A 12,535-nucleotide genomic window follows, 5' to 3' on the forward strand; every position below is an offset into this window, starting at 1 on the left:
AACCCGTAGCAATTCGACCACCGCACCACGGGTCCTTCGGCCCTGACGACTACGACCACCCACGCCCGGACTGGCTCCACTGCGTCGACCTTCCACGGCGCAGGCCGTAGTGACGGCACGGGCGCGGCCTCAGGTCGACTTCGCCTTGCCGAGGTTCGACCGGATCGATCTGGTTGTCAGGTGGTCCGGCCCGAGCACCCGTTCGGCGTCGGCGAGGACGGTTTCGTAGAGCGGAACCGCCCGATCCCGATCCCCGGCAGACTGATAGGCACCGGCCAGGTAGTTGCGCGAGGACAGGGTGTCGAGGTGGTCGGGGCCCAGCACTCGTTCCCGGTCCGCAAGAGTGGCTTCGTACAACGGGATCGCCCGACCGAGGTCACCGGCTGACTCGTACGCGTGCGCCAGGTTGTTCCGCGCGGACAGGGCAGTCGGGTGGTCGGGGCCGAGTACGCGCTCGATGTCCGGGAGGTTCGCCTCGTGCAACAGGATCGCACGGCCAAGATCTCCCGCCGACTTGTAGGCGTAGGCCAGGTTGTTCCGTGCGGCCAACGCGTTCGGGTGGTCGCGGCCCAGTGCGCGCTCGATGTCCGTGATGTTGGCTTCGTACAGCGGGATCGCCCGACCGGGTTCGCCTGCGGACACATAGGCGAAGGCCAGGTTGTTGCGTGAGGTCAGCGTGTTCGGATGGTCGGCACCCAGCACCCTCTCCCGGTCGGCGAGGGTGGCCTTGAACAGCGGGATCGCCCGGTCCAAGTCGCCTGCCGACTCGTAGGCGCTGGCCAGGTTGTTCCGCAGAGCCAGGGTGTTCGGGTCTTCGGGGCCGAGTACGCGCTCGTGATCGGCTGCGGTCGCCTCGTACAGCGGGATCGCCCGGTCGAGATCACCTGCCGATTCGTAGGCGTAGGCCAGGTTGTTCCGGGCGGACAGGGTGGCAAGGTGATCCGGGCCATTGAGACGGTCGAAGCCATCGGCAGCGCGCATGTGGTAAGCGATGGCGGTATCTACGTCGCCCTGTCCTTCGAGGTACAGGCCCAAACTGCTGAGCAGTCGGCTGGTGTGCAGTGTGTCGGTGACGGGTGCGGCGTGCGCCAACAACGTTCGCGCGTGCGGCAGGACGACCCGATAAGCAGGCCAGGCAACAGGGTCGTGCGGCTCGTGATCCGCCAGAGCGGCGGTCAGGGTGCCGGTGGCGGTGTCGCGTGCGGAGGCGATGTCGTCGGGCTGTCGGTGGGAGTCGGTCGGGTCGGGGATGCGCGTGACCGCTTGGACCAGGCGGTGCACGGACACGGCGTCCGCGGTAAGCGTGATCATGTTGTAGGCGGCGAGGCGGCCCATTGCCTCGGACAACTCCGGTTCTCCGACCGCCGCGCCCAGCAGGCTGCGGGGGATGTGGTCCGGTGCGTACCACGCCAGCTGTCGCAGCAGCGTGCCCGCCGCGGGGGTGTCGATCAGGCGGTCCAGGGTGACGTGCCAGACCCTCGCCATCGTGCGCTGCGCGTCACCCCCCTCCGCCGTCGCGGCGAACATCCGCGCCGGGATACGCGCAAAAAGGTCGAGGTAGGCGATCGGGGTGATGCGGTTCTGGGCGAGGTAGGCACCCGCCTGCTCCACGGCCAACGGCAACCACCCCAACTCCGCACACAACCGGTCCCCACCGGTCAGATCCATCTCCGGCCAGTCCGACCGCACGATCCGGGCCAGCAACTCCGTCGCGTCGTGCCCGGACAACACGTCCACTGGCACGGTCTCCGCGCCCCGCCACCCCGAACGCCGGCGACTGGTGATCACCACAGTCCCGGTCCGCACCCGATCCAGCACACCGGCCACATGCTGCGGGGTGGTCACGTTGTCCAGAACCAGCAACCAGTCCTCGTGGGTCGCCAACCACCGCACGCCCAACTCCAACCGCTGCTCCGACGGCAACGCCGCCGCCTCCGGCGCCACCGCGGCCGCCAACTCGGCCAACCCCGCCTCGACGGCCGACGACGAATCCGCCGTCACCCACCACACCAACGAGAACCGGCCGGCATGGACCCCGGCGAACCGGGCCGCCAGCGTGCTCTTGCCGACGCCACCCAGGCCGTGCACCGCCACCACCACCGCACGCCCACCGGACCCGGCCACGGCAGCCTCCAGGCGCGCCAACTCCCCCGACCTGCCGACGAACACACCCGAACCCACCGGAACCCGACCCACACCCGCGACCGAGGGAACGGACTCCATGCGCGGCACCACCGGTGGCGCCGCGAGCCTGATGTCCCGTCCGGCCTGGTAGAACTGCGACCCACCCGAGGCCGCACCGGTCTGCGCTACCGGGCTCCAGCCGCCGTCGGCACCAGTTCCCACCAACCCACACCCCGCACCGTCGACAGCAACACGCGCCACCCCAGCCGACACCCGCACCCACCACAACGCACTATTGCGGAGATCGCCGGTTCCGTCGCGCGACTCGGGCATCGGCGAAACAGCGGGCGTGCCGGTGGCGATCACCTCGGTGAGGGCGCCCGCGAGGAGTGGCTTGTGTCGAAGTCCAGGCTCGTGGTGTTGGCTTCGGTGACGGCTGTAGCCCTAACAGCACATCACGAGTTGCCTTCAGTCGAGCCCGAAGAGGCGACCACTTGACCAGCCGATGTGCTGCGAACTCAACCCCCAGGGTCGCTTAGATCATGCGCTGACCAGCGGTAACAGCGGCAGCGCCGCTGCGCTCCTCCTTGACCACTCTCCTGGTCGAGTGCCAAGTGGTTCGACCGGGTGCCACGGCCACAACGCGATGTGCGTCCGAGTCTCGGGGTTGCCGTCGCCCGCAAGGTCGGACGCCGTGATCTAAAGGCCGAAAACGCGGTCTCCACGCGCTGTGTGGAACTCCGTTCGGACCTGAAGCACCTCGGCCAACTGTTCAGCCAACTGTTCGCCCCGCTCATGCCACGCAACAGTGGCCGCCTCGTCGGCAAAGCCGGAGTCGGCGGGGTCGTCCGGGTCGTACACCGCCTGGAACTCGTCATCCCACGCGTCGACGGCCGCCACGAGCCCGGCCGGCACACCGAACTCACGCCCCAACCGGTCCGCCGAGTAGTTCGCCGGAATCGGGTCGCCGTCCCTGCGCACCCACAGCGGGTCGGTACCCCACTCTGGCGCCAGCCGCACCGAAACCACGCCGTTCATCGTCCCCATCCCCGGTAGTTCGGATCGGTCTCCGCGCGCGGGTCGCGCCGGGCACCGTCGAACGGGCTGTCCGCACTGCGCATGTTCGCCCCGACGATGTAGCCGTTGTTGCCCACCGACACCGACACGTAGTGCTTCTGGCCACCGTACTCGACCTCGAAGATCGGCCGTCCCGGCGGTTTGCCCTGGCAATGACCCGTATAGCGGCCCTCCGTGGCCGCGCGGTGCACGACCTCGGCGATCTTGTCCTCGGGGATGCCCGCGGCGACGAATTCGTCCTTGTGCTTCATCACGTGCGCCAGACCGGCTTCCTTACCGGTGCGCGGGTTCACCCCGCCTTCCTCCAGGAACACGATCTTCCCGTTCGGGTCCTTGCCGATCTCGACCACCTTGTCCGGGTCGAGCTTCACCCCGTCGCGTTGAGCTTCCTCGATCAGCTCCCGCTTCTCCCGCTCCTTGCGCTGCCGCTCGACTTCACGCGGGTCCTTGCGCTGCGGATCCGGGTCCTTCCGCCGCAACCTGTCGACCAGTTCCTTGAGCTTGCGCCACACCAGGCGCAGCACCTCAGCCAACCCGTCGAGCCGTTTGGCGACGTTGGAGATGGTCTTGAGCAGCTTGCGCAGGATGTCGGCGATCTTGGCCGCGTACTTGGCGACCAGGCTCGTCGCCTGCATCGCGACCACCGGCGCCGCCGCGCCGCCGGTGACCAGCAACTCCAACCCCCAGACCACCAGCCTGCCGACCGCGTCGGCGATCAGGTCACGCACGAACTCGCGCACCGCTGCCACGATCTCGCCCATGACGGTGACGACGGCCCCGACACCGCTGCACACCTTCGCCGCACCGCGCAACGCGTCGACCACTTCGGCCGCTCGAGCCCGGTACTGGTCCCCGGCGGCGCCGAGCCAGCCGGCAGTGCGATCGCGCGAGGTGGTCTCCAACTCCCCGGCCGCCTGCTCGACCCCTTCGCTGACGTTCCGCCAGGTCTGTGCGTAGGCGCGGATGACGGGTGGTGTCCCGGCCAGGTTGTCCAACATGTCCTGCAAGGGCTGGACATGCTCGATCAACCACCCGACACCGTAGGAGGCCAACGTGCCGACCGGGTCCATGTAGACACCGAGCGCCTCAAGCCCGACACCGACGACTCCCAGGCCCGCCTCGACCCAATCCCCGTTGTTGATCCCGTCCAGAGCGGCTTGACCGGCCTCGAGCAGTCCGATACCGGTGATGGGGGTGGTGTCGTCCTCCGGTCTGGCGATGAACGGGTTGTTCACCGCGTGCCCAGCAGGCCGAACCGGTCCGCGTTGTCCTTGTCGGCCTGCTCGTACACCTCGGCAGTCGCCTTCAACGACTCCGACATCGACTCCAACGCCTCCGCCGCTTGAGACAACGCGTCCACACCCCACTTCTCCAGCGGGTCGAGCATCATCGCGAACGGCTGACACAACACACCGTAGGCATCCGACGGCATGGACACTTGCCGCGCCGCGTCCAACGCCTGTGCCAACAGATCACCCTGTCCCTGCACCTGCTCGGCGTGCTCCCGCACCTCACCCGGCACAACCTCGAAAGCCACCCGAAGCCCTCCCTCGCTCGGACCAGGACGGGAGGGGTTATACGCGGCGAACAAGCGCGCGACTCGCAAATCAGGACCACATAACCCGATCAGATGTACCGCCCACCCGATGTGGCGAGGCAAAGCACAAAGCCGCAGATCATGGGACTCTGACCGGAACCCCCCGCCGCGACCCGCGCCACGTTCGTCACCGGCCCCGACGGCCGGTGGCTGCGCACGGGTGACCTGGGGTTCCTCCTCGACGGACAGCTGTACGTCACCGGCCGGATCAAGGAACTCATCATCATCCGCGGCCGGAACCTGTACCCGCACGACATCGAGTTGTCCGCACGCGAAGCGCACCCGGACGCCGGCCGAAGCGCCGCCTTCGGCGTGCTGGACGGGGAAGGCGGCGAGCACGTCGTGCTGGTGCAGGAGATGCGCCGCACCGCGCAGGCCGACCCGGGCGGGTTCGCCGAGGCCGTGCTCGACGCCGTGACCAAGCAGTTCGGCGTGCCCGTGAGCATGGTCGTCGTCCGGCCGAACACCATTCGCCACACCACGAGCGGCAAGGTGCGCCGAGGGCACATGCGCGAGCTGTTCCTCCACAATGGACTGGAACCGCTGCACAGCGCCCTCTCCCCCGCCGTCGCCGCCACCGTCGCCACCTCGGAGGGAACCCGTGTCTGACGAGTCGTTGCGAACCTGGCTCGTCAACGCCGTGGCGGGCTACTTGAAGCTGCCGCCGTCGCAGGTCGGCACCGGAGTGGCACTGCGCTCACTCGGCCTCGACTCCGTGCACGCCATGGCCCTGTGCGTCGACATCGAAGACCACTAGGGGATCCTCGTGGAACCCACACTCGCCTGGGACTTCCCCACCATCGACACCACCGTGATTCACCTGGCCCCGCAGATCGACCGGACGTGAGCCGAGGCGCGATCCGGCTAGCCTTCACCTACAGCCCTGACGAAGTCGCGGCGCTGAATCGCTACTGCCAGCGGGTCGAAGCGGGGAAGCCTCGCGCCGAGTCCTACGACCTGTTCCTCTGCCATGCCTGGGACAACCGGCGAGAGACCACGACCGAACTGCACGACCTCCTCGAAGCGCAGAACGTGTCGGTCTGGTTCAGCGAGCGGGACAGCTACACGACCAGGACACCGACCACCGGGCCATGGCCGTCACAACGGCGTCACCCCCGACGACTTGGTCCTCTCCCGCAGCAGCGATTCGAACTCCAACGACGCGGTGGGGCCACCCGGCGCCACCACCTCGACAGCGGCGTCGCCATCCGTACGATCCGGAAGCGCCAGATCACGTCGTCGTAGGCCTGGTCGGCGAGCAACTGAGCCATGCTCCACAGCACCGCCGCCGTCCGCGGCGTCAGGTGATCGGACGCGCAGTCCTCACAATCGGGCTTGCCTCCGCATACGGGGAAGATCGTGGCGAAATCCGACCCGGACAGCAGCCGATGGCAGTCCCCGTCCACCTCGTCGACGTCACACTCGGAGCCGGAGACCTCCACACCGTTGACATCGACGATCCGATAGGGATCAACCAACTCCAGCAACGCCGCCACCACATCACCGCGCACGCCGTCCCGCTCGGCGGCGGCCCGTACCTCGTCGAGGGCGTCCGTCCGGTCCTCGTCCAGGTAGTCGTTCTGATCGAGTCGCCGCAGCGCCGCCTGTGCCAACGCCGCAGGATCGGTCACCTCGACGTCGATCGAGGCGGTTACCCGCAGCCTGCGCCCTGCCGCGTCGGTTCCGGTCACCTGAACGAGCCGAGGACCATGTACGGAGCGGTCACAGACGTTTGACGGATGTTCAGGGCGGTCCACCCTGACGGGTGACATTTGGCGTCGGTTAGCGCAGATTCACCCGCTCGGGGACGACCCCATTCGCCGTTGGTCAAAAACTTGGAGCCGTTCGCTCCTTCGTCGCTCCTTCACGCCCCTGTTGACCGTGGTCCGGGCGATCATGCGGTGATCGACACCACAACGTGAAAGAGCCCGCTGACCTGGGCTTATACCCAGAGCCAGCGGGCTCCTTCAGACCGTTGAGAAGACAGGACTTCAGCCTGCGCTCCCTTTACCCCAGGGTGGCTTTGATCATGCCCTGACCTGCGGAAACAGGTCCAGCGGCACCCGGAACGGCTCTGTTGAGGGCAGTTTGGCACAGGCGGAACCCGTTGCGGCAGAACGGACTCTGCTTCTCTGACTCCTCCTTGCCGACTCCCTTGACGGTGAATCAAGTGATTCACCGTGGACACGGGAACGACGCTGTGTACGTTCGAGCCTCGGCAGGGTTCGGACCTGCACGGTCAGCGATTGCGTTGGGAGGTGGTGATCTTCGCGGTCGGTTCAGCGGTTTGAGCGGCTGACAAGGAGTGTCGTGTGCAGTCAGAGTTCGGCTCGGGGTGGGAAGTCGTTGACGGCGTCAGCGAGGTACTGCGCAAGCTGGTTGTGGTAGGCCTCGTTGGGAATGCCGCTGGTCAGGTAGTGGGCTGCGACGTTGTTGGGGTTCGCGGTGTCGCGGACCGCGGCGTCGTAGTCGACGGCGTAGTCCGCTCCGTAGCGGGTCGGATTGGCGATCAGGGCTTGGTTGAGAGCCTGCCGGTGACCTTCGCGCGGGTCGTTCGCGTCGAGGCCTAGGGGCGGGATCGTGGTGACGATGACGTGCACGAGCGTTCCGTCGGTGCGTCTCTGGCGCTTGATGCCGTCGGCGGTGTCGGTGCCGATCAGCTTTGTGAGGTTCTGACCAACTTCGACGGCGGTGGCGCCGTTGAGGATGTCGGTGGCGCCGGCTGCGACGATAACGGTGCGAACGTTCGGTGCGGCGAGTGTGGTGCGGTGCAGATCTTGTCCGGCTCTGGCTGCTGCCGTCGCGCCGATGTCCGAACCCGTTCCCGTTGTGCGGACGGTGTGCATGACGTCGGCGGGGCTGAGGGTGCGCTGGTGGACGCGGAGGTCGGCGATGCCGCCGTTGTAGTTGTGCATGTAGTAGCCGTCGTGCTTGCCGCGGCCGATGACAAGGGGGCCGGTGGCGGCGAAGACTGTTGCGCCGGTGACGGTGGATTCGAGGGTTCCGTTGACGTAGAGGCGCATGGTGCCGGTGGTGTGGTCGTAGGTGGCGGTGAGGTGGGCCCAGGTGTTGAGGGCCGGTTCGGCCGCTGAGTGGGCTCGTAGGAAGGTGTAGTTGTCGCCGTCGGCCGACAGGGTGGTGAAGTTCCAGCGTTTCGCGTCGCCGTCGTAGCCGAGGTGGAAGGCGTTGTACTGGCTGCCTTCCTGGGTGATGGCGGTCTGCCAGCCGTTGGAGTTGGGCTTGAGCCAGGCGGAGACGCTGAAGCTCTTGGAGGTGTCGAGGACGTTGCCCGCGGTCTGAAGGTAGGCGGTGGTGCCGTTGAGGACGGCGCTGCCGCCTCGGTCGGTGCTCCAGGCGGCGCCGCCGTTGAGGGTCGCGTGGTGGGTGCCGACGGTGTCGCGCGCGGTGGTGCCGGTGCCGTCGTTGAGGCGCCAGCGGGCGGTGTCGGGGATGCCGGCGCGGGATGCGTTGACCAGGCCGCCGGGCAAGGTCGCACCGACGCCGGCGAGCTTGCCGGGTAGTTCGTCGACCCAGGTGTCGCGTTGGGTGCTGCCGGGCGGCGCGGTCGCGGTCAGGTGGTCGCCGAGGACGACAACGGTGCCGTGGCCGGTGTCCGGTGTGGACACGTCGACGCCGGTGATGAAGTAGCTGCCGGTCAGAGTGGTCGTGTACGGGGTGCCGTCGGTGTTGGTGACGGTGTTGCCCGAGGCCAGGTAGGTCGGTGCGGTGGCGTTGCCGTGCACCGGGGCCAGCGCGGTGGCGTTGGGCAGGTGGAGGCTGACGACCAGGTTCCCGTTGCCACCGCCGGGGAACGTGACCGGGTCGCTGTAGGTCTCGCCGCCGGCGGGAAGGGTGATCGAGCCGGCGTCGCCGAACTTGAGGGAGGTGGGTGTGCCGGTGGCCGAGTCGGTTCCGGTCTGGGCGGCGATGGTGGCGGCGCTGATGGTGACCGGAGCGTTGTTGAGGGCGTTGGACAGCTTCACCCGGGCCTGACCGCCGGTGACGGTCGGATGCAGAACGGTGCGCAGCGTCTTGTTGCCGAAACCGTGGCCACCCGGTGGGACGACCACCGCATCGGCGGGCGCGGCCCACGCACCGACCCAGCCGGTGTCGACCGGGCGAGGGGCGATGGCGAGGACGTGGAGTTCGGCGTCGCAGGCGCGGTCACGCAAGGTGCTGCCGTAGTTGGGCAGGGTGATCGACTTGACGGTCTTGGTGGGGTCGGCGGGCACGAAGATCGGCTGAATGACGGGCTGGTAGCGCGGTTCCTTGGCGAGCAGGACGTTGCGGTACGGCAGCCTGATCCCGGTGTGGTCCTGCGGAATGGGGTTGACCCAGTCGCCGACCTCCGGGAACCACGGGTTGGTCGTGGTGCCGTCGGTGTAGGTGATCGTGGCGTAGCGGGAAGGGCTGGTGCCGCAGGTGCTCAGCGCGAGCAGGCCGATCGAGTTGGCCTTCACCTGTTGCGCGGCGGGGAACGGGATGGTTTGGCCGATGGCGATGACGTTGTCGTTGCCGGTGGTCGGGTTGGGTGCGGGCATGGTGAACGCCGCGCCGTTGATCGCGATCGTCTTGCCCGGCGCCAGGCCGGCCGCCGCGAGGGTCTGCGCGGACAGGGAGTGGTCCGCGAGACCGAAGTTGCCGGTTGTGACGCCGTCGTTGGAGATGCCCTTGTTGTTCATGGCATCGGTGAAGCTGGACGTCGTGACGTTGTTGATCGGCTGGATGGTCAGGTAGTCGGCACTGATGAGGTGCCTGGGTCCGGTGGACGCGGGATTCGGTTCGGCTGTGGTGAAGGTGATCTTGTGCTCACCGGCGGTCAGGTGTGCGCCGCCGAGGCCGACGAAGGTGTTGGTCAGGTTCGGGTCGTAGCCGTCGACGGGATTGGTGTCGGTCCTGCCGACCACCGTGCCGTCGACGCTGACCGTGAACTTGCCGCGGTTGACGTTCTTGACCACGCCGACGCCTACGGCGTAGTCGGCCTCGATCGGCGCGGTGAACCTGAAGCTGACCGACTGGTTGGTGCCGTCGGCTTCGAACCGCACCATGTCGCTGCTGTGCCAAGGCACGCCGCCGAAGCGGGCCAGCGGTTTGTCCTGCGCCTCCACCGCGAGCGAGTTGAAGTCGAGCTTCACGGTCGGGGACAGGTCGATGTAGTCGATGCCGACCTTGAAGGCGGTCGCGGTGGAATCGGTCTTCTTGGTGACCTTGACGGAGAGTTGGTGCTGTCCCGCCGTCAGGTGCACGCCCGAGAGTTGCCGGTCGACGCTGGTCGGTTGGGCGGCGGACGGGGTGAACATCGTGTGGACCCACTTGCCGTCGAGTTCGAACTCGGCGCTGTCCGGCACGGTCGCGCTGTCGATCAGACCCGCGTCGACGTTGTAGTAGCCGGTGGTCGGTACGGTGAACGGGAAGGTGATGCGTGCGGTGCCGCCACTGGTCGACGTGGTGGCGGTGACGTACTTGCCGCCGGAGGCGATCGCATCGGTGGTCACCGCACCGGGGATGGCCCCGGTCGGCGTGGTGTTCTCCGCCTCGATCCGCTGTGACGGAACCGGTGCGATGTAGGACGGGGCGACGTAGAAGGTGTAGGCCTGGGACTCCGGCGAGAGCTTGTGGGCGTCGTCGAAGCTGCGTACGTGCAACGTGTGGTAACCGGGGCTCAGGTTCGGCGGCACGGTGATGGTCGCCTTGCCGCCGTTGTTGGCCACCCAGCCACCGGTCGTGCCGAACGTCCGGTTGTAGTCGCAGTCGGTCGTCGTCGGCACCACCGCGGTGCCGGAACCGTTGAAGGTGTAGGTGAAGCCGACGATGTTGGCCGCGCCCTTGGCGTCGAAGGTGAACGTGCCCGGCTGGTTCTGCGGGCGACCCCAGTAGTCGGCGGGGTAGTCGGCGCTGGTGATCGTCGGCGTCGCGGTGATCGGGTTCGGGCGGACGGTGAAGTATGACCAGTCCAGCCACGGACCCCAAAGGTTCTTCGTGGAGTCACCCGGGAACCGGTTCTTCACGCCGACCTTGACCGCGTACACGCCGTTGGACAGGGCGTTGTTGGTCTGCCACCCACCTTGGCTTCCCGAGGAGATGACGGTGGGGTTGGCTTCGTCGGTTTTGGCCACGACCGCGGCGCCGCCGCTGGTCTGCACCTCGTAGTGCAGTTCGAGTGGCAACGGGGGGTTGTTGTTGTCGGTGGCCGTGGCGTACAGCGTCGGCTTCGAGTCCGGAGTGATGACCTTACCCGCGCAGGTCACGCCGTTGCCCACCCACAGGCCGCTGGCGCCGTTGGGCGGATAGGCGTACAGCACGTCGAGATAGGGGTTGTTGTCGAACTTCTTCCACTGGTACTTGTCGCCCTCGTCCGGCGAGAGCAGGCCGACATGGAAGTAGTCCCAACTGCCGTTGATGGCACTCGTGACCGGAGACCACGCGTTGAACGGCACCGTGCCCGCGCCGCCGCACTGGTCGCCCACCTTCGACCACTTGGTCTCGACGTGGTGGCCATTGGGGCCCGGCCAGCGGGTCTGGGGTCCGAACGCGTCGGTGTGGTAGAGCGCGACCGCCTCCTCGGTGCACGAGGTGCCGTGCTTCTGAGTGGTGTAGATCATCGCGCCGTACAAGTGCGGCTTGTGACCGTTGCGGGGCTTGAGCTCCGCGGTGTCGAAGCGGAAGAACGACCGCGCCACCCAGACGCTGCCGCAGCCCGACCACTCGCACCGACCGACCTGGGCGTCCATGTCGGCGTTCCAGTACTGCCAGTCGTTGCTGGTCACTTCCAGCCACGCGGACTTGTGGCGCGACATGAGCGGGTCGATGTAGACCGGGTACTGGACGTTTTCGCCGCGCAGGGCTTCGCCATCCGGGGTGATGGTGAGTTCGGCGGTCGCGGAGGTGCCGGTGTCGGTCGTGGTGGCGGTGACGCCGAGTTCGGTGACCTTGCCGCCACCGGGGTCGGTGGGAGTGGGTGCCGGGCCGCGCCTCTCGTCCGTGGAGGAGTCCCACATGATCGGCGTGGAGCCCTGGAAGACGACCTTGCCGGTGTTGTCGGTAGCGCTGAGCACGTCACCGGTGCTGGACAGGTCCAGACCGGTGGTGGTGGCGTTGAGCTTGAACGACGACAGTTCCGGGTTCGCTGCCGCCTGCTCGTTCTTGACCACCAGGACTTCGGAGTAACCGGTGCTGTTCGCGGTGAGCCGCAGGTCGACTCCGGGCAACAACTCCGGGTAGGTCGCGGTGGCGCCGTCGACGACCGGGACGGGCAGCGGCGTGGGCCAGCTGAGGGTGAACTGCCTGTCACCTTCGCGCATCGTCACCAGGGGCGTGGTGCCACCGGCGGAGAAGGACACGTCGACCGGTGTCGCGGTCGGTGTGAGCGTCCCGTCCGCGGAGCGGGTGAGGTCGGTGTCGATGTCGTGCCAGGTGCCGTCTTTGTTGGTGCGCACGGGCTTCGCGTGCGACCGGAGGGTGAGCGTGCCATCCGGGTTGGCCAACACGGTGCTGGTCTCGGTGAGTTTGTCACCCACTGGCACCGGTTGGCCGGTGCGTTGCGCCTCGGCCAGCGCGGTCTGCTCCTGCTCGGAGCCGCTATCGGCTGACGGGGTGTCCGGCGCGGGGGCGTGCTCCGTTTGAGCGGATGCCGTGAACGGCAGCCCGACCAAGGTCTGCACGAGCAGTGCGCACGCGGTCGCCACGGCGAGCACGGCCGGTCGTTTGCGCATGGCAAAGCCGGATGGTCTTGGACGC

8 protein-coding genes are annotated in these 12,535 nt (G+C 67.6%); 2 read left to right on the plus strand and 6 right to left on the minus strand.

Annotated features, from left to right (window positions below):
- Nucleotides 1-129: 129 nt before the first annotated feature.
- The 4 genes from fxsT to ABD126_RS33095 form a co-directional block, all read right to left on the minus strand.
- Nucleotides 130-2,490: an FxSxx-COOH system tetratricopeptide repeat protein gene (gene fxsT / locus ABD126_RS33080; RefSeq protein ID WP_343938473.1), complete on the minus strand. Its 2,361-nt coding sequence runs from the start codon at nt 2,488-2,490 to the stop codon at nt 130-132.
- Nucleotides 2,491-2,823: 333 nt separating this feature from the next.
- The gene (locus tag ABD126_RS33085) at nt 2,824-3,162 is read right to left on the minus strand and encodes a hypothetical protein (protein ID WP_343938475.1); all 339 of its coding nucleotides are present in this window, start codon (nt 3,160-3,162) and stop codon (nt 2,824-2,826) included.
- A complete protein-coding gene (locus tag ABD126_RS33090; protein ID WP_343938477.1) occupies nt 3,159-4,436 on the minus strand; it encodes a WXG100-like domain-containing protein in 1,278 nt (425 codons plus the stop codon). Before ABD126_RS33090 ends, ABD126_RS33085 begins: the two co-directional genes overlap by 4 nt.
- Nucleotides 4,433-4,738, minus strand: a complete 306-nt coding sequence (locus ABD126_RS33095; RefSeq protein WP_343938479.1) for a type VII secretion target — start codon at nt 4,736-4,738, stop codon at nt 4,433-4,435. Before ABD126_RS33095 ends, ABD126_RS33090 begins: the two co-directional genes overlap by 4 nt.
- Before the next feature lie 321 nt (nt 4,739-5,059).
- Between ABD126_RS33095 and ABD126_RS33100 the strand changes: the two genes are divergently transcribed.
- Complete coding sequence (locus tag ABD126_RS33100) at nt 5,060-5,407, plus strand: hypothetical protein (protein WP_343938481.1); 348 nt, start codon at nt 5,060-5,062, stop codon at nt 5,405-5,407.
- Nucleotides 5,400-5,555, plus strand: coding sequence for an acyl carrier protein (locus ABD126_RS33105; protein ID WP_343938483.1), 156 nt, complete (start codon nt 5,400-5,402; stop codon nt 5,553-5,555). Before ABD126_RS33100 ends, ABD126_RS33105 begins: the two co-directional genes overlap by 8 nt.
- 352 nt (nt 5,556-5,907) lie before the next feature.
- Here the strand turns inward: ABD126_RS33105 and ABD126_RS33110 are convergent, their stop codons facing one another.
- On the minus strand, nt 5,908-6,489 hold the full coding sequence (locus ABD126_RS33110; RefSeq protein WP_343938485.1) for a hypothetical protein: 582 nt from the start codon (nt 6,487-6,489) through the stop codon (nt 5,908-5,910).
- Between the two features lie 627 nt (nt 6,490-7,116).
- Nucleotides 7,117-12,510 (minus strand): LamG-like jellyroll fold domain-containing protein, encoded by a 5,394-nt coding sequence (locus tag ABD126_RS33115; protein WP_343938487.1) that lies wholly within the window; start codon nt 12,508-12,510, stop codon nt 7,117-7,119.
- Nucleotides 12,511-12,535 lie beyond the last annotated feature (25 nt).

The sequence above is a fragment of the Saccharothrix mutabilis subsp. mutabilis genome (assembly GCF_039521145.1).
Lineage (GTDB): Bacteria > Actinomycetota > Actinomycetes > Mycobacteriales > Pseudonocardiaceae > Actinosynnema > Actinosynnema mutabilis.

What these genes read in the sequence shown, in the direction of transcription:
- ABD126_RS33085 (WP_343938475.1), bottom strand. Translation starts at nt 3,162, where the DNA reads ATGAACGGCGTGGTTTCGGTGCGGCTGGCGCCAGAGTGGGGTACCGAC.
- ABD126_RS33115 (WP_343938487.1), bottom strand. Translation starts at nt 12,510, where the DNA reads ATGCGCAAACGACCGGCCGTGCTCGCCGTGGCGACCGCGTGCGCACTG.